We start from the raw sequence: 20,536 nt of genomic DNA on the forward strand, positions 1-20,536 counted from the left end.
AGATATGAACACCGCCGCTTTCTATGACATTCACACTCATGGACTGGTGCGCGTTGCCAGCTGCACGCCGCGCGTCGAAGTAGGCAATCCTGCGGCAAACCTGCAGCGGACTATAGAACTGGCCCGACTGGGACACGAGCAGCATGTCGATCTGATGCTGTTCCCAGAGCTGGGCTTGTCGGCTTACGCCATCGACGATCTGTTTCTGCAAGATGCGCTGCTACAAAGAGTCGATGACGAAATCAAAGCGCTGCTGCCAGTCTCAGAAACATTGCATCCTGTACTGATCATCGGCGCGCCGGTGCGCAGGAACGGGCGTGTCTATAACTGCGCCGTCGTGATTCATCGCGGTCAGCTGCTCGGCGTCGTGCCGAAGTCATTCCTGCCGAACTACCGCGAGTATTACGAGAAGCGCTGGTTCGCACCCGGCATTGGCACCGAAGGACTTGCGATCGCGCTTGCTGGACAGACAACCGCATTCGGCACGGATTTGATCTTCGCCTGCCGCGATGTGGCCGATTTCATATTCCATGTCGAGATCTGCGAGGACTTCTGGGCCGCGACGCCGCCTTCGACGCTTGGCGCACTCGCCGGTGCATTGATTCTCTGCAATCTCTCTGCCTCCAACATCGTCGTCGGCAAAGCCGATGAACGAGCGATCTTGTGCGCATCTCAATCCGTTCGCTGTCAGGCCGCGTACATTTACTCGGCGGCAGGGCCAGGCGAGAGCACGACGGATCTGGCGTGGGACGGACAAGCCTCGATTCACGAATTGGGTGCGCAGCTTGCCTGCACCGAGCGATTCCCGCTGGAGAGCCAGATGGCGGTCGCAGACATCGATGTCGAGCGGCTGCGGCTGGAGCGAATGCGGACGCCGACGTTCAACGACGCCGCGATCGCAGCCGGCCATCCCGAACGCCGTTTCCGCCGGATCGCCTTCAGTCATGCGCGCAAGCCCCTGGATGTGGGCCTGCGACGGCAAATCGATCGCTTCCCGTTCGTCCCCGACGATCCGGCCCGGCTGGATCGCGACTGTTACGAGACGTTCAACATCCAGGCGCAAGGCTTGATCAAACGGCTGCAGGCCACCAGCATCGAGAGGATCGCGATCGGCATCAGCGGCGGCCTGGACTCGACGCACGCGCTGCTGGTCGCCGCCAAGGCGTTCGGTCTGATGGGCCTGCCTCGCGCGAACATTCTTGGCTTCACGTTCCCGGGCTTTGCAACCAGCGAGCACACCAAGAAGAATGCGTGGGCACTGATGTGTGCGCTGGGCATCACCGCCGAAGAGATCGATATCAAACCGATGGCGAAGCAGATGCTCGCCGACCTGAAGCATCCATACGCTGCCGGCGAACAGGTATTCGATGTGACCTTCGAGAACGTGCAAGCCGGCTTGCGCACCGACTATCTGTTCCGTCTCGCCAACCAGCGCAATGCGTTGGTATTGGGGACCAGCGATCTGTCCGAACTGGCGCTGGGCTGGTGCACCTATGGTGTCGGCGATCACATGAGTCATTACAACGTCAATGGCTCGCTGGCCAAGACCATGATTCAACACCTGGTGCGCTGGGTCATCGGCAGCGGCCAATTCGACTCGGACACCGCGCAGACGCTGCGCTCCATCCTGGAAACCAAGATCTCTCCGGAGCTGGTGCCCGGCCAAGGCGCCGGCCTGCAAAGCACCGAGGCGAAGATCGGCCCGTACGAGTTGCAGGACTTCAACCTCTTCTACATCACACGCTTCGGCCTGCGGCCTTCGAAGATCGCGTTCCTGTCATGGCATGGCTGGAAAGACGAAGCCCAGGGCGCGTGGCCGGAAGGCATGGCCGCAAGCATGCGACGGTCTTATCAACTGCAGGACATCAAGCATTGGCTCGAAGTCTTCCTGCATCGGTTCTTCGCGTTGAGCCAGTTCAAGCGCTCAGCGTTGCCCAATGGACCGAAAGTCATGTCGGGCGGCAACCTATCGCCGCGGGGCGACTGGCGCGCGCCAGCGGATGGCAACGCGAAGATCTGGCTCGACGAGCTGCAGCAGAACGTGCCTTAGCCAGTGGCTTCCTGCAAAAACTCCGCGAGATAAGGCGCGGTCCGACTCCGCTTGGACTTGGCGACGCGCGCCGGCAGCCCAGTCACGACAATCGAGCCACCCTCGTCGCCCGCACCGGGCCCCATGTCGATGACCCAATCGCTGCCCGCGACCACGCGCATGTCGTGCTCTACGACGACCACTGTGTTGCCCGCCTCGACCAGACGCTCGAGTTGCACGACCAGTCGCTCCACGTCCGACGGATGCAGGCCGGTGGTGGGCTCGTCCAATACATATAATGTGTCGCCCTTGGACACGCGCTGCAGCTCGGTGGCGAGCTTGATTCGCTGAGCTTCGCCGCCGGACAGTTCCGTGGCCGCCTGCCCGAGCCGCAAATAGCCCAAGCCCACTTCGCGAAGCACATCGAGCGAGCGATGAATGTGCGGCTCGTCCTCGAAGAACTGCCACGCCGCGTCCACGGTCATCGCCAGCACTTCGGCAATGTTCTTGTCGCGATATCGAATTTCCAGGGTCTGCGCGTTGTATCGAGCCCCGTGACAGGTCGGGCACGGCGCATACACGCTCGGCAGGAACAGCAGCTCGACCATCACGAAGCCCTCGCCTTCGCAAGTCTCACAACGTCCCTTCGCGACGTTGAAGGAGAAGCGACCTGCGTCGTAGCGTCGTGAGCGCGCCGTCTTCGTCGCCGCAAACAATTTTCTGACGTAATCGAACAGCCCGGTGTAGGTCGCGAGATTGGAGCGCGGCGTGCGTCCAATGGGTTTCTGATCCACACGCACCAGTCGCTTGATTCGCTCCGTGCCGGCGGTGATCTTGCCACCCAGCGTATGCACGATGGTGCGCTCCAGCTCGCTGCCCTCCTCCTCGTCCGGCGCGACCGATTGACCGAGATGCGCGGCAACCAGCTCAACCAGCACCTGGCTCACGAGCGTCGACTTGCCCGAGCCCGACACACCAGTGACGCTGGTCAGCAAGCCGAGCGGAATCTGCGCATCCAGCTGCAGCAAGTTGTTTCGAGTCACACCGCTCAATTTCAACCAGTCACGCGGCGTTCTCGGCTCACGCGGCGGCAGCTTGAATTCGGAGAACAAGAACCGACGCGTGTGCGATGCCTTTACCGACGCCAGGCCTTTGGGCGGACCGCTATATAGAATCTCGCCGCCATGCTCGCCCGCCGCCGGGCCGACGTCCACGATCCAATCGGCATGACGAATCACGTCGAGCTCGTGCTCGACGACGAACAGCGAGTTGCCCGCTTGCTTCAGCTGATCGAGTGCGGCCAGCAGCGCCTTGGTGTCCGCCGGATGCAAACCGGCGGACGGCTCATCGAGCACATACACCACGCCGAACAGATTCGATCGCACCTGAGTGGCCAGGCGCAGCCGCTGCAACTCGCCCGGAGAGAGGGTTGGCGTACTGCGCTCCAGCGACAAATACCCCAGGCCCAGGTCGAGCATCACCGCAACACGCGCTTCCAGATCCTGGACAATGCGTTGGGTGACCAGCGCTTTCTCCGGATGCTCCGCTTCGAGCTTGCGCCAGCGCGGCGCCGTGCCCGACGCGTACGGTTGCAACAACTTCGCAAGTTCTTTGAGCGGCAGCCCAGACATCTGCGCGATGTCCAGATCGGCAAACTTCACCGCTAGCGCTTCGAGGTTCAGCCGCTTGCCTTTGCAGAGCGGACAGTCGGTGCTGACCAGATACTGCGACACCCGCTTCTTCATCAGCGGACTTTCTGTGTTCGCGAAAGTGTGCAGAACGTAGCGTCGCGCGCCTGTGAACGTTCCCTGATAGCTCGGTTCTTCCTTGCGCTTCAGCGCACGCCGCACCTCGTGCGGCTCGTAGCCTGCGTACACGGGAACGGTAGGCTGCTCGTCGGTGAACAACAGCCAATCGCGATCTTTCCTGGGCAGCTCGCGCCAGGGCTTGTCGATGTCGTAACCGAGCGTAACCGCGATGTCTCGTAAGTTTTGCCCGTGCCATGCGGGTGGCCACGCCGCAATCGCTCGCTCCCGAATGCTGAGCGACGGATCGGGGACCATCGAAGCTTCGGTGGCATCGTAAATTCTGCCCAAGCCATGGCATGTCGGACATGCACCCTGCGGCGTATTGGGCGAGAAGGATTCGGCATAGAGAAGCGCCTGACCGCGCGGATAGTCGCCAGCCCGCGAGTACAGCATACGCAGCAGATTCGACAGCATCGTCACACTGCCGACCGACGAGCGCGTTGTCGGCGAGCCACGCTGCTGTTGAAGCGCGACGGCCGGCGGCAAGCCGTCGATCTCATCGACCTGCGGCACACCCATTTGATGAAACAATCGGCGCGCATACGGCGACACCGATTCCAGGTAACGCCGCTGCGCCTCGGCGTACAGCGTGCCAAACGCGAGCGAGGATTTTCCCGACCCTGACACGCCGGTGAACACCACCAGCGCATCGCGTGGAATCTCTACATCGACATTCTTGAGATTGTGCTCGCGCGCGCCGCGGACCGTGACTCTACCGTCCCGGCGTGAATCGGTGTTTTTCATTGCTGGATAACGACTGTGACTGCGATTGGTTTCGCCAGGCACAGCGTCCTACTCCAGGCATACCCCCAACGAAACCAGCGTGCATTCTCCCATGAACCGCACATGCACCGCGCTGCTCGGGACGATCGGGCTGAGCATGGCCGCAGCGGCCAGCGCCGAGCACGACATCGAATTCATCGCAGAGCATCTGCCTGAAGCGATGATGGACAATCGCTATGCGACGCTGCCGGTCTGGGAGCTCGGCGCCGGGACGGAGAATCGCGGGTATCAAGTTCAAGCCGCCTATTCGTCGACCACCGCCGGCGACCTGAGCATCTCAGGTCCCTTGCTGTCTGTGTCAACCAGCCGGATGCTGAGTAACGAGACGCGACTGGGCGCCTTCGGTTTCTACGATCCGCTGCGCCTGCACTCCGGTTACGACACTCGACCCTTGCAAACATTGTTCGCGCCGGAGACCCCGATCGAGCGCCCCGTGGACGCGGCGTTCACCCATCTGGATGGAACGGCCACCGACTTCGGCGCCGGCCTGTTCTGGTCACGACAGGGGTCGGAAGGTTGGCTCGGCAACCAGAGCTGGGTCGCCGGCTTGCTCTGGCAACGGGTCGAGCTACGAGACTATCGATTCGACTATGCCATAACCAGCGGCCCGCAATCCGGACTGCAGGGCCAGATCGATTTCGACGGTCACTACGATCACTTCACGCCGTTCGCAGGCCTGGAGCTGCCGCGCACACGAGGCGATTGGTTATTCACGCCGCATGCGTTGTTCGCCTATCCGCTGCCGAGACGCGGCGTCCAGGGACATATCACCGGCCCCGGCTTCGATATCTATGGCGATACGGCCGGCGCCGGCAACGGCAAGCATTTCGGCGATCCGTCGCTGACTCTGGGCCTGACGGTGACTTACATTCCCTCGCATCTGTCGATCGATGCGGGCACGTTCCTCACACAAGCGTTCCTGGAACAGCAGATACATCGCGGCATCCAGAGCAACTGGCTGTTGTCGGTCACCTGGACGCCATAGACGGATACGATGCGGTGAGCGCCGTATCAGTTGCCCTCTAGCGGACGAGTTGCCGGCTTGCCCTGATCCTTCACCATGAAGACGACGAACTTGGCCGGCTCGGTCTTGCTGGCGTTCATGGACTGACGGTGAATGTCCGCCGGACCCTCACGGAAGGTTTCACCTTTGCGCACAGTGACCGGCTGCTTGCCGTCCACTTGCATGACGACCGCGCCTTCCAGCACATAGACGAACACATCGGCATCGTGCCGATGCGGTAACGAAGCGCCGCCGGGCAGATATTCAACCGTGAGGACTGTGACTTCCTTGCCGGGAATGCCGCTGAGCGGTTCGGTCATGAGTGGCTTCACGACCGCCTGGGTTTGCGAATCCGCGGCCTGACTGGCAGCGCCGAGCAGAGCCATGCCGATGGCGGCGCCGAGAGCGAGTTTGTTCATGGGAGTGCTTGTTCACAACTGCTGACAACCGCCAGAATGCGCCCGAATGCGGCTCCCTGAAAGAGCCAAAAAGGCGAACTTCGATGGAACCAATGCTGGAGCTGCCGATCCGCATCCCGCCCCGCAAATCGGGCGAGCGTCTGCGGGCGCTGCATGGGCAGCTCAAGGCAGCGATTCTCGAAGGCCGCCTGCGTCCGGGCCTGCGCTTGCCGGCCACGCGCGTGCTTGCCAGTCACTATGGAGTCTCGCGCAACACGGCAATTGCGACTTACGATCTGCTGTTGAGCGAAGGCTACATTACGACTCGGCACGGCGCGGGCACCTATGTTGCGGATGTGCTGCCAGGGGTGACGCGCCTCGCTGGTCAGAAAAAATCCAACGCCGCGCGCGTTAGGGCATTGGCCGAGTTCTGGCAACGCCCCGCGCTATTCGAGTCAGCGCCGGCGCCACAGGCGGTGCGCTATCAATTTCGGCTGGGCTGGCCCGATGTTTCCAGGTTTCCCATGGCGACCTGGCGGCGGCTGTCCGGCCGAGCGCAGCGGACGTTCGCCCGCCAGCCGCTGATCGATGAAACGTCGGCAGGCCGAGCCACCTTGCGGGAGGCGATTGCAAAACATGTTTCGTTTGCCCGCGCCGTGGCCTGCGACGCGTCCGATATCGTTGTGACCAGCGGCGCACAGCAAGCGTTCGATCTGCTCGCGCGAATTCTCGTCACGCCAAAGCGCAGTGTCATCGTCATGGAGGATCCGGGTTATCAACGCGCCCGCATGGCGTTCATAGCCGCGGGCGCAAAGATCGTTCCGGTACCGGTGGACGAGGAAGGATTGATCGTGCACAAGCTGCCGATCCATGCCAGCGCGATCTATGTGACGCCGTCGCATCAGTTCCCGACGGGCGCAGTAATGTCGCCGCGCCGTCGTGCCGAGTTGCTGGCGTTCGCCAGCGCTCACAACATCGCTATCATCGAGGATGACTACGACGCCGAGTTTCGTTTCGGCGCGCGGCCGCTCGACGCGCTGCAGACGCTGGATCGAGCCGCCACGGTGTTCTATGTCGGCACGTTCTCCAAGAGTCTGTTTCCCGACTTGCGCCTGGGATTCGTGGTTGCACCGTCATGGGCTCGGCCCGCACTGGTGGCCGCCAAACACTACGCCGATGGCCAATGCTCGCCGCTGCTGCAAGAAACCTTGGCGAGCTTCATCAGCGAAGGTCATCTGGCCCGCCACGTACGTCGCATGCGTCAGATATATAGCAGCCGGCGACAGACGCTACTCGATGGCTTGGAGAAGTATCTGAGCGCTGACCTGGCGCCGGTACCATCGGCAGCCGGCTTGCACCTCGCGGCGTTCACTCAATCTCGAGTCGATGTCGAGAAGATCGTCGCGCGGGCGATTCATCTCGGCACAGGCGTCTATTCACTGCGCCGGTTTCAGATCGGGCGGGCCAGCCGCAACGGGCTCGTATTCGGTTTCAGCAGCCTGGCCGAGCATGAAATCACCGAGGGACTGGTGCGGCTGGCGCGGGCGTTCGCGGCTAACAAGTAGTTACTGAAGTGGCTCCTCGTAGTTGCCTCGAAGTGGCCCTTCTTTGCGACCACTCGCGGCATGACATTGTGCACCATGATGTCACTACGCTCCGGTCTGCTCCGAATCGCGGCTGTAACGATGGGTACCGCACTGTCGGCACTCGCGCATTCATCCGAGCCGGCAGCCAAGAGCCGCAAGATCGTCATCGAGCGGACTGGCGAGCGTTACGAGTGGCGGCTGATACAGGCTCCAATGCCGACCATCGGCGACGGGCAGGTGCTTGTGCGTGTGCATGCGATCAGCCTGAATCGAGGCGATCTGTCGCGGCTGGAACGGCAAAACTTCGATGACGCAGCGAAGACGCCGGTGTCGGATGCCGCCGGCGAAGTCGTCGCCATCGGCCGCTCGGTGAAGAATGTTCGCAGGGGCGATCGTGTCACCAACACCTACTTCAGAAACTGGCTCGACGGTCCGTACCACGAGCGATATCTCGATGCGGTGTATGGCTGGACCATCGAAGGCGTCGCAGCGGAGTACATCGCGCTCGATGCGCGAGCGGTCGTGCCGATTGCAGAGCACCTCAACTACAACGAAGCCGCGACGTTGCCGACCACGGCAGTGACTGCATGGAATGCAGTCATCGGCCGCGCCGCCACACAGAAAGGCGACGTCGTACTGGTGCAGGGAACCGGCGGGGTATCGACGTTCGCACTTCAGTTCGCGGTCGCGGCCGGTGCACGCGTCATCGTCACCAGCAGCTCGGACGAAAAATTGGCGCATGCTGTCGCGCTCGGCGCAAAGGACGGCATCAACTATCGAAAAGAGCCTGAGTGGTCAAAGGGCGTGCTGCGGCTTACAGAGGGGCGCGGCGCGGATCTCGTGCTCGATGTGGTAGGAAAGAGCACGCTCGCGCAATCGGTAGACAGTCTCGCGGACGAAGGCACGTTGTCCATCATCGGCGGCATCACGGGTTACGACGGCTCGCTGTCCGCTTGGGGAATATTGAAGAAATCCGCGAGCGCGCAGGGCATCTTCGTGGGATCGCGCGCTGACTACCTGCGGATGAATGAGTTCATGTTGCGACATCGCCTGCACCCGCTGGTCGACCGGACCTATCCGATCGAGCAATACGCCGATGCGTTGCAAGCGATGGCGTCAGGAAACTTCATGGGCAAGATCGTGCTGACCTTCTAAGCAACACGCCGCCGAGCAGCGCTTTCGGGCGCACCCCCAAGGTCCAACTTCGCGTGTTCAGCTCAATGGCCTATGATCCCGCTACGTCGCACATCGTGGTTACCGCGCGGCGCCGCGGAGAAGGTCGCATGCAACGCTCACTCATCGTGCTGGGGCTGGTGATCGCACTGGTCGGTCTGGCCTGGCCATGGATTTCCAAGCTACCCATCGGCCGGCTGCCCGGCGACATCCTGATCGATCGGCCGGGCTTCAAGCTGTTCTTCCCGTTGACCACGATGGTGATCATCAGCCTGCTCATCTCGCTGATCCTGATGTTCTTCAGGAAGTGACGCCGACTGCGGCGATTGTTTCGTCAAAAGGCGCCTGGGCTGGCCCGGCCGGAATATTTCGCACGGCGCAACTCGTGATGCGCCTCTCAGATTTAAGTTCCTGATACCCCTGCCATGCGACTGCGGGCGGCCGCCCTCGGCATACTGCCGCAGCCCTCGGAAGACGAGAGCAGGGTGCTCGCGCCCGAGGTCGCATAAGGGAGAGTTTCTAATGTACAAGCGAATGGCTTTGAACGGACTGGCACTGCTCGGTTTGCTGTCGAGCACGACCGTTCTTGCCGAAATCCAACCCGGCTTCTATGTCGGTGCCGGCATCGGTTCGGCGACGATCGAGTTCGACGAAGAGGTCGATGATTTCAGGTTCGATGCGGACGACACCGCGTTCAAGGTGTTCGGCGGCTATAACTTCAATCAGTATTTCGCAATTGAAGCGGCCTATTTCGATGGCGGCAAGCCGAAAGAGACCGTCGTCAGCGTCCCTGGCTTCCGAGGCGACATCGAAATCGGCACCACTGGCCTGATCGCTTCGGTAATCGGCCGCCTGCCGATCGGCGATTACGTCTCCGTGTACGGCAAGCTCGGCTACGCTTCGTACGAGTCGGAGCTCAAGGGCCGCGTGAACGGCGATGTGATCGACTCGGCCACTTTCGACGACGAGGACGTTGCCTGGGGCGCCGGTATCGCGTTCAACGTCGGCCCGTCGTTCGAGCTGCGCGGCGAGTACGACAATATCGACATGGCTGATGGCGACTTCAGCATTCTGTCGGTGAACGGCGTGTACAAGTTCTGATATCGACCGAGCCAACGAGCTCGCACCGGGCCAAGGATGGCCCGGATCGCCTGACGCACGATCATGACCTGCGCTCTGAATGTTACGATCCAGCTGGATCTACATCACGCCTCGGGTCGACGGGATGATCGAGTTCTATCCGCAAATCAAATCGGTTCATATCGCCGCGGTCATGGCCAGCGGCCTGCTGTTCTTCCTCCGCGGCGCTTCGCTACACGCTGGCATGACCTGGGCGATGGCGGCGCCGGTGCGCTATTTGACCTACGCCATCGACACGGCGCTGCTAACCGCCGCACTGATGCTCGCAACCATGCTGCATCAGTATCCCTTCGTGCATGGCTGGCTTACCGTGAAGGTGCTGCTGCTCGTCGTTTACATCGTGCTGGGCACGCTCGCCCTGAAACGCGGCTCGACGAAAAAGATCCGCGTCATGTGTTGGGTGGCGGCATTGCTCGTGTACGCGTTCATCATCAGCGTTGCCCGTGCGCACAGCCCCGTCGGGATATTCAGCGGGCTGCTGACCTAGTCGCGCAGCTCGGGGAAATCCTCCTCGCGAAACTCACCCGCGGAGCGCTCGCCCACGCGCGCTCTCTCCACTTCCAGACGCCGCAACTCCACGCGGCGGATCTTTCCTGAAATGGTCTTGGGCAAGGCCGTGAACTCGATGCGGCGGACTCGCTTGTACGGTGCGAGTACCTTCTGAATGTGACGGAACACGGACAGCGCCATTTCGCGATTCGACTCGGCTCCCGCGGCCAGCACGATGTAGGCCTTGGGCAAGGCCAGTCGCATCGCATCCGGTGCCGGCACCACCGCCGCTTCCACGATCAACGCGTGCTCGATCAGCGCGCTCTCCAGCTCGAAGGGACTGATGCGGTAGTCCGATGATTTGAACACGTCGTCGGCACGACCAACGTACGTGATGTAGCCATCGCTGTCGCGGCTGGCGATATCACCGGTGCGGTAGACGGCGCCTTCGAGCTTGCGCACCGTGCCGGTCTCATCTTGATAGCCACGCATCAAGCCGGTGGGCGCAGGATTCAAGCGCAAACTGATCTCGCCTTCGTCCGCTGAATTGCCCTCCGGGTCGAGCAGCATCACCTCGTAACCGGGTAGCGGACGACCCACCGAGCCCGGTTTGATCCTTTGCCCGGGCGAGTTGCCAATGACACAAGTGGTTTCGGTCTGACCGAAGCCATCGCGAATCTGCAATCCCCAGGCGCGCGCCACCGCATCCATGACTTCTGGATTCAGCGGCTCGCCGGCACCACACAGGTTGTTCAATACGCCGCGATGAGGCGCAAGGTCTTCCTGGACCAGCATGCGCCACACCGTCGGCGGCGCGCACATCGACGTGACACCGTTCTGCGTCATCGCCTGCAGCAGCGTCAATGCATTGAAGCGACCGATGTTCGCGATGAACACCGTGGCTTCCGCATTCCAGGGAGCGAAGAAACAACTCCACGCGTGCTTCGCCCATCCCGGCGCGGACACATTCATATGGACATCGCCAGGGCGCAGCCCCAACCAGTACATCGTGGACAGTGCACCAATTGGATAACTGGCGTGCGTGTGCGAGACGAGCTTCGGCTTCGACGTCGTGCCCGACGTGAAATAAAGCAGCAGCGGATCGTCGGCGCGAGTCACGCCGTCTGGCCGGAACTCCGCTGCGCCGGCCGCGAGATCGGCGTAACTGATCCAGCCTGACTTGCGATCACCGACGACGACGCGCGTCACCGGCAAGTCGAGATCCTGAAACTTTTCAGCCAACTCGGCATCCGTGATCCAGAAGCGCACGCCGCCCAGTCGCACGCGTTCGGCCAAATCATCCGCAGTCAGCAGAGTGGTCGCGGGAATCGTGACGGCACCCAGCTTCATGCACGCCAACATCAGTTCCCACAACGCGGCACAGTTGCCGAGCATCATCAACACGCGGTCGCCACGTTTGACGCCCAACTCACGCAGGCCGTTGGCGACGCGACTGGATTGCTCAGAAAGCTCGCGGAACGTTCTGGTCGCCGCGTCGCTACCGACGATTTTCAGTGCGGTCCGATTGCCTCGCTCGCCGGCGGCGAGATGCGCATCGAACCAGTCCAGCGCCCAATTGAACTCGGTGGGTTGCGGCCAGTGAAATGAGTCGACTGCCGTCGCATAGTCTTCCCGATGTCGCAGCAACAGGTCGCGCGCCTGCAAGAATGCCTGGTTCGTCATCTCAGCGTCCTCGACCCACTACGACGCCGACATGTCATCACACGCCCGGGGGCGCAGGCAATGTCGAAAGGATTCTCGCTCAGTGCAGACTTGATGCCTGGGCCGGGACCGACGAGCCACGCGGCACGACCAACACGTCGCAGCCGGCGGCATCCATGACCTGGCTCGCAATGCTGCCGATCAGGGCCCGACGCACGCGACCGCTGCTCGTTCCCATCACCAGCAGATCGGGCTGATACATTTCGACGGCCCGCCGGATGGCGCGGGCCGGATGACTGTCGCCAATCACCACGCCATAACGGGTGTGATCGGCGCTGGTACGCCGGAGCAGATCGCGAATCTCTGCCGCGGCTTCGCGCCTGGAATGGTTGACGTAGGAGATGACTTCCTCGGTCCCTACGCCGGCGGAACGCATCATGCCTTGGTACGGAGGCTCGACGACGTGCATCACCATCGCCTGCGCTCGATCATTCAGAACCAGACTCTCTGCCGCCCGCACGGCTGCGCCGGACTCCTCCGCGACGTCGAGCGCTAACAGGACCTGTCGATACTCGGCTTCAGCGGGCCGCTGCACCATGAGCAATGGACATTGCCGAGTGTTGAGAACCTTTTCGGCAATCGTGCCTTCGAGCACATCGCGCAGGCCGCGCTTGCGATGCGGCCCGACGACCAGCAGATCGACTCGTTGCTTGTCGATCGAATCGAGAATCAGGCGGGCCGGGCTGCCGGTGCGAACCGCAACTTCGGGCGGCGGACCGAAACGCCAGGCCGGAGCACGAGCGCGCGAGTTGAGACCTGCGATGGCTTGCTGCAGCGACTGTTCGAGATTGAGCTCGGAGATCGTCGGTACGACCACGTGCAACAGAGACAGCGGTGCGTGAAGTTGTTCGGCGAGCATTCCCGCACGGTCGAGCGCAGCTTCGCTCTTTGGCAACAAATCAGTCGCACACATCAGTCTCGGCATCTACGCGCCCTCCTCACCTCTGCAATCGCTAATGAGCTCCCGCAAGCACTACCGGCTGCACGGATTCGATTCGCAAGCGACGCACGCCGCCCGGCATCTGCCATTCGACTTCATCGCCTTCTCGGTTGCCGAGCAGCGCGGTACCGAGCGGCGCCAGCACAGAAATACGACGTGCACTGACATTGGCCTCGGCGGGACCCACGAGCGTCAGCTCCTGCCGCGTGCCATTGCTCAAATCCAGAATGCGTAGCGGCTTGTGCATCGTGACCACGTCGGCTGCGACCTGCTCGGGCTGCAACACCTGGGCACGCTCCAGCTCCAGGCTCAGCTCTTCCAGATGCTCCTGATCATGGCCTTGGGCGGCACGAGCGAGCAGACCGCGCAGCACGCGGGCATCGGGCTCGGAAATCACGATCGGATGATCACGCATCATTCACTCCTAGCAAGGTTTGAGAGCATGGTGCAGGCTATGCTCAGTTCGATCAATTAGAATTATTCTTGTAATCCGTTCGCTACTGTCGAAGCTTCTAGCTTCCTGGAGACGCCATGAATGCCGTGATACGGAGGCTCAACTACCAGCATTTGCTGTACTTCTGGTCGGTGGTGCGTACGGGCAGTCTCACGCGTGCGTGCGAAGAACTCGCACTGGCCGCGCCGACGATCAGTGCGCAGCTGCGCACGCTCGAAGAGCGCCTCGGCGAGAAACTGCTGGTGAAGTCGGGCCGCACGCTCGTGCCGACCGAAGTCGGCCGCATGGTCTACAGCTATGCGAACGAGATTTTCGGACTCGGTCAGGAACTGATGGAAGCCCTCGAGCAGCGCCCGTCGTCGCGCCCATTGAAATTGCTGATTGGCATCGACGACGTGCTGCCGAAGGAGATTGCTTATCGCATCGTCGAGCCGGGTTTGCAATTGAAGCAGTCGGTGCGCGTCATCTGCCGCGAAGGGACCCTGGAGCGGCTGGTCGCCGATCTGGCGATTCACGAAATCGACGTGGTGCTCTCGGATTCCCCGGTTACGCCCTCACTTAACGTTCGTGCCTACAGTCATCCACTGGGCAGCTGCAATGTCTACTGGATGGCGACGCCCACTTTGGCCAAGACGCTGCGCCGTGATTTTCCGAAGTCTCTGGACGGAGTACCCGTGCTGTTACCCACCGATGACACTGCGATCCGTCGCGCGCTCGACCAATGGCTCGATCGTCAAGGCGTGCGCCCGCTGCTGCTCGGCGAGTTCGAGGACTACGCGATGCTGCGTGAGTTCGCGCGCGAAGGACATGGCTTCGCGCCGGTGCCCTCCGTGCTGGAATCATCCTTTCGCCGGCAGCACGGATTCGTGCGCATCGGACTGGCAAAAGGCGTGAAATCGGAGTTTTACGCCATCTCGGCGGAACGCAAGATCAAACATCCCGCCGTGGCCGCGATGACGGACAACGCCCGTCAGTTGTTCTCGCAAAATTGAGCTCGTGAGTTGCCCGAGATCGAAACATGCTCTAGCCTGCCGTGTACCAATGCATACGCCACTCACATCACAGACGCGAATTTCGAGCATGAGCGGGCCCACGTGGCTCGCGCTCATCGCCGTCGTCTGGTGGGCGGCGTTGCTGAATCCGGCGCAGGCTGGGTCGTTCGCAACGGGCATTTTCGATGCTACCGATCTGCCGGCTACCGTTGCCTCGGCGAATCGGCATCTGTCGCTGCAGACAAACGATCGCCGCCGCGCTGAGACAATGCGCGACGGCAGCGTGCCGATTGCACTCACACCCAAGCTCATCGCCGAAGTCTCTTTCGAGCCAGTGCCGTGGCTCGGCATCACGACTCATCGGCCCATTGCGCGGCCGACTCACTCCCCCGCTCAACCCAGAGCGCCTCCCGCAAACACCTGATCGGTGTCATTTCGTTCCGGTCGAGATCGCTGCCTGACGCAGTGACGGCCGGCATGCGCGCGCGTCGCGTAGATCGAACGGGAGAATCTCGTGGTTCCATCCAAGTGGAAGCTCGTGCTGTACGGGCTCATCATCGCCGTTGGCACATTCATCGCACTACCCAGCCTCTTTACTGCTCAGCAAGTGGAGTCGTGGCCTGACTGGCTGCCGCGCAAGCAGGTCGCACTGGGACTGGACTTGCGTGGTGGCGCGCACATGGTGCTCGAGATCGACGAGCGCGCGCTGCAAAAGGAAATCGAAGAGGAAGGTCTCGATGCCAGCGCCGCGCTTGCGCGTCGGCAGTCGGCACTTCAGCAAAGTATCGAGATCGTCCGACGGCGTATCGACGCCATCGGCGTCGCCGAGCCTACGGTGCAGGCACTCGGCACCAGTCGCATTCTGGTGCAGCTGCCGGGCTTGCAAGATCCAGCCGCGATTCGGACCTTGCTGGGCAGCACCGCAAAACTGACGTTCCACCGTGTCGAATCGTGGAGCGTGCCCGGCCGAGGCACGCCAGCCATTGGCACCATCCGCGTTCCAGCATCGGATGAAGACATCGAATACGTCCTGCAACAGCGCCCGATGCTTCAGGGCGAGCGACTCGTACAGGCGAATAGCGGGCTCGATAGCCGCACCGGCCGACCAGTGGTTTCGTTCCGCTTCGATGACGCGGGCGCCAAGGAATTCGCCAAGATCACCAGCGACAACGTCGGCAGGCAATTCGCCATCGTGCTCGACGGCAAAGTCATCAGCGCTCCGGTGATCCAGGAGCCGATCATCGGCGGCTCAGGGCAGATCACAGGCAACTTCACCACAGCGGAGACCAGTTCGCTGTCCGCGCTGCTGCGCGCCGGCGCGTTGCCGGTACCGTTGCACATCATTCAGGAAGGCATGGTGGGGCCGGATCTCGGCAGTGATGCCATTCGCATGGGCGCGGTCACGGGCGCTGCCGGCCTGCTGTTCGTGCTGGCATTCATGACCGTGCTCTATCGCGGCTGGGGCGTCGTCGCCAATCTGGCGCTGCTCGTGAACGTCCTGCTCACCCTTGCCGCGGTGACCTTACTCGGCGTTACGCTGACGTTGCCGGGTATCGCCGGCATCGTGCTGGGCATTGGCCTGGCGGTCGACGCAAACGTTCTGATCAACGAACGCATTCGTGAAGAAACACGCAATGGCAAGTCGGCCCAAGCGGCGTTGAAGAATGGCTTCGATCGCGCCTATTCCACCATTGTCGATTCCAACGTCACCGCATTGATTGCGACGGCGCTGCTGTTCTGGCTCGGCTCCGGGCCGGTGCAAGGATTCGCCGTGACCATGGCGCTCGGCATCGGCATCTCGCTGTTCACGGCGGTCGCAGTCGTCAAAGCGATCATGTCGTTGTGGCTGCGATGGAAGCGGCCGAAACAGTTCATCATCGGCTCGCTGCTGCCCGCGCGCTGGCGCAGCGCGACGCCGAATTTCCAGTTCATGCGTGCGCGTTTCGTCGGCCTCGGCGTATCGCTGGTGCTATCGGTTGCCTCGCTGCTGCTGTTCGTCAAGCCTGGCTTGAACTACGGCGTAGATTTCACCGGCGGCACCATCATCGAAGCCTCTGCGCCTGCAGCCATGCAGCTGGCGGAGCTTCGCTCTCATCTGGAACGAGCCGACCTCGGCGAAGTGAGCCTGCAGCAGGCCAACGACAGTGGCACGACCATTCTCGTCCGCATTCAGCAGCAGCCCGATGCGGGAGCCTCGGCGCAAACCGAAGTTGCCGAGCGCGCCAAAGCAGCCATCCTCGAAGCCGAGCCCACAGCGAGCTTCGACCGGGTCGACATCATCGGCCCGAAGATCAGCGACGAGCTGACGGATGCGGGCATTCTCGCCGTGCTGTTCGCGAGCGTCGCGATGTTCATCTACATCTGGATCCGCTTCGACTGGCATTTCGGCGTGGGCGCCATCGCGACCCTGGTGCTCGATACCACCAAGGTGATCGGCTTCTTCGCGCTGACCGGGCTGGAGTTCAACCTGACCGCGATCGCCGCGCTCTTGACGTTGATTGGCTATTCGGTCAACGACAAGGTGGTGGTGTACGACCGTATGCGCGAGAACATGCGGCTGTATCCAAACCTTCCGTTGCGTCAGATGATCGACCGAAGCATCAACGAAACGCTGGCTCGCTCGATCTTCACCTCGGCGACGGCATTTCTCGCCATGCTGCCGATGGCACTGTGGGGTGGCGCAACCGTGTCCAGTTTCGCCGTGCCGATGGTGTTCGGCATCATCGTGGCCGCCAGCTCGTCTGTGTTCATCGCCGCGCCGATCCTGTTGTTCCTCGGCGAGCGGATCAAACAGCGTCCTGCTGCTCCTATGCAGGAGGTCACGCCATGATGCGCAAGCTCACGCGGGGTCGGTGACATCGGACACAGCATCCACGACCAAGTCGAACTCACGGTGCCCGTCGCCGACGAGCACCGTGAGAACGACCATCACTGTGGTGGCGGCCACCTTCGTGCGGGGCAACCCGAGTCGTGCGCGAAGGCCGACGGCTCGGAGGTCATGCTCAGAACTCCTGCCAGGCCGTATCGTGCCCGCTCACCTTCGCGACCGGCGCAGTCGCAGCTGCTTGCCTCAGGGCGGGCCTCGACGGCTGCGTCGGACGACGCATCGGCGTAACTGCGGACTTGTGCGTGTTGGTAGTCGGCTTGACTGGCACACCAGACAACTCGATGGTACGGAACTGTCCCACCTGCTCCACCAGGCCCTGCGCCTGCTGCTCCAACGTCTTGCTCGCCGCCGACGCCTGTTCGACCAGCGCCGCGTTCTGCTGCGTCGTCGCGTCCATCTGCGACACGGCGTTGTTGACTTGATCGATACCCTGCGCCTGCTCGTCGCTCGCCGCGGTAATCTCGGCCACGATGTCACTAACGCGTTTCACGGCCTCCATGATGTCGTTGAGCGTGCGCCCGGACTCGTCGACCAGCTCCGATCCGACCTGCACTTTGTCGACCGAATCTTTGATGAGATCTTTGATCTCCTTCGCTGCCGTGGCGCTGCGCTGAGCGAGACTGCGCACTTCGCTCGCGACGACCGCGAATCCGCGGCCCTGCTCACCCGCGCGAGCCGCCTCAACCGCCGCATTGAGCGCGAGTAAGTTCGTCTGGAACGCGATCTCGTCGATGACGCTGATGATGTCCGCGATCTTACGGCTCGAACCGTTGATCTCCTCCATCGCCTGCACCGCGCGCTGCACGACAGCCCCACCCTTCTCCGCATGCGAGCGTGCGTTGGTCGACAGCTGATTCGCCTGGCGAGCATTGTCCGCATTCTGTCTCACCGTCGCGGTCATCTGCTCCATGCTCGAAGCAGTTTCTTCGAGCGCCGCGGCCTGCTCTTGCGTGCGCTGACTCAGATCGTCGTTGCCACGGGCGATTTGCAGCGTACCCGTCGAAATGGCGCTCGATAGCGACTTCGTCGTCGTTACGATGTCATGCAGCTTTTCGATGAAGCCGTTGAGCGAGCTGGAAATCTCGCCAAATTCCGCGTTCAACTGCGGCACACGGTAGGTCAGATCGCCATCGCCGGCGCGCAGGTCTTCGGTTGCGCGCAGCACCTGGCGCAGCGGATTCACGACACTGCGGGCGATTAGCAAGGCCAGTGCCATCGACAATGCGATCGCGAGCGCGCCGCCGCCCAGGAGCACGAGATCCAGCGTCTTGCGAGCAGCGGCAGCGATGGCCGTTCGCTCGTCAAGGAGGTCGCTCTCGACGTCCACGATCTCAGAGAGCCTGGCACGCATTGCATCCATGCCCTGCTTGCCACGCGCCTCGCGCTCGAACTGCACTAGCTCGTCCATGGAGCTGGTACCGGCGTTCACCTGCCGACGCAATGCGAACGATGGCTCTACGGCTTGTTGCGTCCATTCCTGCAGCAAGCGATTCAATTCATCCAGCCGACGCTGCTGCGCCGGATTGTCGGAGGTCAGCTCTCGAATTGCATCGAAGCTGTCCTTGAACCCCTTCTGCCCATCCTGGAACGGCTCGAGGAACGAATCGGTGCCGGTGATCACGTACCCGCGCTGGCCGGTCTCCATGTTGATCAGCGACTGCAGGATACGATCGGCTCGCTGAATTACCTCGTAGGTATGGATGTTCATTTCCTGCGAGTGGAGCTGCTTGACCTGGCTGACCTTTGCGGCCGCGATCAGACCGATCAGGACCGCGACGATGATGCCGAAGGCCACCATTAGCCGTGCTTTGATTCTCAGTCTCGAAAAGCTCATGACGTCCCGCCCATGCCTGTTTCTGCCTCATCGCCTTCGCATTAACCCGATGGGTAACACTTCGACACCGGCGGGTAGGTTCTTGAGAGCAGAACGCCTTTTTCAGGTCGAGCCTGACACGGCTAGTCGGGCAATGGTTGAGAAGACCCTCCGATCCAAGGCGGGCGATCGCGCTCAAGTCGATCACAATGACTTCGAAACATTTCGAAAGAGAGCGTTGAGACACTGAGCCAAAATGTCATCTGTTGTCTCAGTGCACGAACTCTCACGCGTTCGCGAAATAAAACCGCGCGGCGCGCGAGCAGATAGGAAACATCGATGGGATCGCGAGTGCAGACGGAGCTGCAGCCCGGCATGGCGAACGCTTGCTGATTGGTCCCGCAACCACAGGGACTGCGTCGTGGAGCGAGTGTCGAAGGTATGTGAAGAATGGCGCGCCCGGAGAGATTCGAACTCCCGACCTCATGGTTCGTAGCCATGCGCTCTATCCAACTGAGCTACGGGCGCACACTGACCTGGCCGACGGCTTGAGCCGCCCATCCATCCGCCGCAGGCCGAATGCCGTTCACTTGCATGAGCCGGATCGGGGCAGCGGGGCCATGTCGCAAGCGGGGCTGGAGTCGCCGGCCGTTTCGGGGCCGTCTCGACGCTGAGGGCTTTTTCCTTAGCAGGATCAGTTACTTACCAGATCCCACCGAACCCTTTGCCGAGCCATCCGCTGACATTCTCGGGCGCATTCGCCGCGAGGGCGCGCATCCTACCACAACAATCGGCAGATGCAGCTACTCTGTGCTGGAAGGCCGCAAAATTCTTTGCCCCGCCCGCCACCAGCCCGCGCGCGCCACGCACCCTCGCGAGTGCGTCGCCACGCCCGTGTCGACCCAGTGAGCGCATCGCTCGCATCGATGATGGCGAACGCACCGACGGTGCGCACGCGCGCGAGTGTCGACGATCTGTACAAATGAATCGCCAGCAGCGACTGGCGAATTTTCCGACAGCATCACAGCACAGCGATTGATTGCGATGACTGTCGTTCTGCCTCATCATTCACCGGCTTTTTTGCACGAGTATCGCTGAGGGAAGTTTATGGCTGCGCGGGTGAGCGCCTCGAAGGCAAATAAGAAAACGGAAGTGCAGTCGCACAAGCATGAATTACGAACCGAGGTTCAGGAATTCAAGCGGCGGCGGATTCTGGAGCAATCACGTGAGTTGTTTTTTGCACAGGGCTATGAAGCGACCACTCTCGACACGATCGCTGCCGAGCTGAAAGTCTGTCTCTTATACACATCTGACGCTGC

18 protein-coding genes and 1 tRNA gene are annotated in these 20,536 nt (G+C 61.8%); 11 read left to right on the top strand and 8 right to left on the bottom strand.

The window, feature by feature from the left end; translation table 11 throughout:
- Positions 1–4 precede the first annotated feature (4 nt).
- Positions 5–2,050: an NAD(+) synthase gene (locus D0550_RS10205; protein WP_116809083.1), complete on the top strand. Its 2,046-nt coding sequence runs from the start codon at positions 5–7 to the stop codon at positions 2,048–2,050.
- Here the strand turns inward: D0550_RS10205 and uvrA are convergent.
- Positions 2,047–4,581, bottom strand: a complete 2,535-nt coding sequence (uvrA, locus tag D0550_RS10210; protein WP_116809084.1) for an excinuclease ABC subunit UvrA — start codon at positions 4,579–4,581, stop codon at positions 2,047–2,049. The two genes, D0550_RS10205 and uvrA, sit on opposite strands and share 4 nt — an antisense overlap.
- Before the next feature lie 91 nt (positions 4,582–4,672).
- Here uvrA and D0550_RS10215 point away from each other — a divergent pair, with 91 nt between their 5' ends.
- On the top strand, positions 4,673–5,605 hold the full coding sequence (locus tag D0550_RS10215) for a hypothetical protein (protein WP_116809085.1): 933 nt from the start codon (positions 4,673–4,675) through the stop codon (positions 5,603–5,605).
- 26 nt (positions 5,606–5,631) lie between these two features.
- On the opposite strand, the gene D0550_RS10220 is transcribed toward D0550_RS10215, so the two are convergent.
- The gene (locus D0550_RS10220; protein ID WP_116809086.1) at positions 5,632–6,042 is read right to left on the bottom strand and encodes a cupin domain-containing protein; all 411 of its coding nucleotides are present in this window, start codon (positions 6,040–6,042) and stop codon (positions 5,632–5,634) included.
- Positions 6,043–6,125: 83 nt separating this feature from the next.
- Between D0550_RS10220 and pdxR the strand changes: the two genes are divergently transcribed.
- The 5 genes from pdxR to D0550_RS10245 all read left to right on the top strand — a co-directional run bounded on the left by pdxR (position 6,126) and on the right by D0550_RS10245 (position 10,407).
- The gene (gene pdxR / locus D0550_RS10225; protein WP_116809087.1) at positions 6,126–7,586 is read left to right on the top strand and encodes a MocR-like pyridoxine biosynthesis transcription factor PdxR; all 1,461 of its coding nucleotides are present in this window, start codon (positions 6,126–6,128) and stop codon (positions 7,584–7,586) included.
- A 120-nt stretch (positions 7,587–7,706) separates the two neighbouring features.
- A complete protein-coding gene (locus D0550_RS10230) occupies positions 7,707–8,762 on the top strand; it encodes a zinc-dependent alcohol dehydrogenase family protein (RefSeq protein WP_161965749.1) in 1,056 nt (351 codons plus the stop codon).
- A 128-nt stretch (positions 8,763–8,890) separates the two neighbouring features.
- Complete coding sequence (locus D0550_RS10235) at positions 8,891–9,091, top strand: DUF2905 domain-containing protein (protein WP_116809101.1); 201 nt, start codon at positions 8,891–8,893, stop codon at positions 9,089–9,091.
- Positions 9,092–9,302: 211 nt separating this feature from the next.
- Complete coding sequence (locus D0550_RS10240; RefSeq protein WP_116809089.1) at positions 9,303–9,881, top strand: porin family protein; 579 nt, start codon at positions 9,303–9,305, stop codon at positions 9,879–9,881.
- Positions 9,882–10,005: 124 nt separating this feature from the next.
- Positions 10,006–10,407, top strand: coding sequence for a SirB2 family protein (locus D0550_RS10245; RefSeq protein ID WP_116809102.1), 402 nt, complete (start codon positions 10,006–10,008; stop codon positions 10,405–10,407).
- On the opposite strand, the gene D0550_RS10250 is transcribed toward D0550_RS10245, so the two are convergent.
- The 3 genes from D0550_RS10250 to D0550_RS10260 form a co-directional block, all read right to left on the bottom strand.
- A complete protein-coding gene (locus D0550_RS10250) occupies positions 10,404–12,092 on the bottom strand; it encodes an AMP-binding protein (RefSeq protein ID WP_116809090.1) in 1,689 nt (562 codons plus the stop codon). The genes D0550_RS10245 and D0550_RS10250 overlap by 4 nt on opposite strands.
- Before the next feature lie 79 nt (positions 12,093–12,171).
- Positions 12,172–13,056, bottom strand: coding sequence for a universal stress protein (locus D0550_RS10255; protein WP_116809091.1), 885 nt, complete (start codon positions 13,054–13,056; stop codon positions 12,172–12,174).
- A gap of 28 nt (positions 13,057–13,084) precedes the next feature.
- Positions 13,085–13,486: a GreA/GreB family elongation factor gene (locus D0550_RS10260; protein ID WP_116809103.1), complete on the bottom strand. Its 402-nt coding sequence runs from the start codon at positions 13,484–13,486 to the stop codon at positions 13,085–13,087.
- A gap of 116 nt (positions 13,487–13,602) precedes the next feature.
- On the opposite strand from D0550_RS10260, the gene nhaR reads away from it, so the two are divergent.
- The 3 genes from nhaR (at position 13,603) to secD (ending at position 17,347) form a co-directional block, all read left to right on the top strand.
- Positions 13,603–14,517, top strand: coding sequence for a transcriptional activator NhaR (nhaR, locus tag D0550_RS10265; protein WP_206606189.1), 915 nt, complete (start codon positions 13,603–13,605; stop codon positions 14,515–14,517).
- Between the two features lie 88 nt (positions 14,518–14,605).
- Complete coding sequence (locus D0550_RS10270; protein ID WP_116809092.1) at positions 14,606–14,941, top strand: hypothetical protein; 336 nt, start codon at positions 14,606–14,608, stop codon at positions 14,939–14,941.
- 90 nt (positions 14,942–15,031) lie between these two features.
- Entirely contained in the window at positions 15,032–17,347 is a 2,316-nt protein-coding gene (gene secD, locus D0550_RS10275; RefSeq protein ID WP_116809093.1) for a protein translocase subunit SecD, read from the top strand.
- Between the two features lie 9 nt (positions 17,348–17,356).
- On the opposite strand, the gene D0550_RS36340 is transcribed toward secD, so the two are convergent.
- The 3 genes from D0550_RS36340 to D0550_RS10285 form a co-directional block, all read right to left on the bottom strand.
- Complete coding sequence (locus D0550_RS36340) at positions 17,357–17,479, bottom strand: hypothetical protein (protein ID WP_275129231.1); 123 nt, start codon at positions 17,477–17,479, stop codon at positions 17,357–17,359.
- 40 nt (positions 17,480–17,519) lie between these two features.
- Entirely contained in the window at positions 17,520–19,238 is a 1,719-nt protein-coding gene (locus tag D0550_RS36345; RefSeq protein ID WP_116809094.1) for a methyl-accepting chemotaxis protein, read from the bottom strand.
- A gap of 430 nt (positions 19,239–19,668) precedes the next feature.
- Positions 19,669–19,745, bottom strand: a tRNA-Arg gene (locus D0550_RS10285).
- 579 nt (positions 19,746–20,324) lie between these two features.
- On the opposite strand from D0550_RS10285, the gene D0550_RS10290 reads away from it, so the two are divergent.
- Positions 20,325–20,536: TetR family transcriptional regulator (locus D0550_RS10290; RefSeq protein WP_116809095.1), on the top strand; the 212-nt coding region annotated here is incomplete at its 3' end.

This window comes from Steroidobacter cummioxidans, from assembly GCF_003104955.1.

Coding starts and splice junctions, on each gene's coding strand:
- D0550_RS10220 (WP_116809086.1), bottom strand. CDS start 6,042: ATGAACAAACTCGCTCTCGGCGCCGCCATCGGCATGGCTCTGCTCGGC.
- nhaR (WP_206606189.1), top strand. CDS start 13,603: ATGAATGCCGTGATACGGAGGCTCAACTACCAGCATTTGCTGTACTTC.
- D0550_RS10230 (WP_161965749.1), top strand. CDS start 7,707: ATGGGTACCGCACTGTCGGCACTCGCGCATTCATCCGAGCCGGCAGCC.
- D0550_RS10260 (WP_116809103.1), bottom strand. CDS start 13,486: ATGCGTGATCATCCGATCGTGATTTCCGAGCCCGATGCCCGCGTGCTG.
- D0550_RS10255 (WP_116809091.1), bottom strand. CDS start 13,056: ATGCCGAGACTGATGTGTGCGACTGATTTGTTGCCAAAGAGCGAAGCT.
- D0550_RS10205 (WP_116809083.1), top strand. CDS start 5: ATGAACACCGCCGCTTTCTATGACATTCACACTCATGGACTGGTGCGC.
- D0550_RS10250 (WP_116809090.1), bottom strand. CDS start 12,092: ATGACGAACCAGGCATTCTTGCAGGCGCGCGACCTGTTGCTGCGACAT.
- D0550_RS10240 (WP_116809089.1), top strand. CDS start 9,303: ATGTACAAGCGAATGGCTTTGAACGGACTGGCACTGCTCGGTTTGCTG.
- D0550_RS10215 (WP_116809085.1), top strand. CDS start 4,673: ATGAACCGCACATGCACCGCGCTGCTCGGGACGATCGGGCTGAGCATG.
- D0550_RS10270 (WP_116809092.1), top strand. CDS start 14,606: ATGAGCGGGCCCACGTGGCTCGCGCTCATCGCCGTCGTCTGGTGGGCG.
- D0550_RS10245 (WP_116809102.1), top strand. CDS start 10,006: ATGATCGAGTTCTATCCGCAAATCAAATCGGTTCATATCGCCGCGGTC.
- uvrA (WP_116809084.1), bottom strand. CDS start 4,581: ATGAAAAACACCGATTCACGCCGGGACGGTAGAGTCACGGTCCGCGGC.
- pdxR (WP_116809087.1), top strand. CDS start 6,126: ATGGAACCAATGCTGGAGCTGCCGATCCGCATCCCGCCCCGCAAATCG.
- D0550_RS10235 (WP_116809101.1), top strand. CDS start 8,891: ATGCAACGCTCACTCATCGTGCTGGGGCTGGTGATCGCACTGGTCGGT.
- D0550_RS36345 (WP_116809094.1), bottom strand. CDS start 19,238: ATGAGCTTTTCGAGACTGAGAATCAAAGCACGGCTAATGGTGGCCTTC.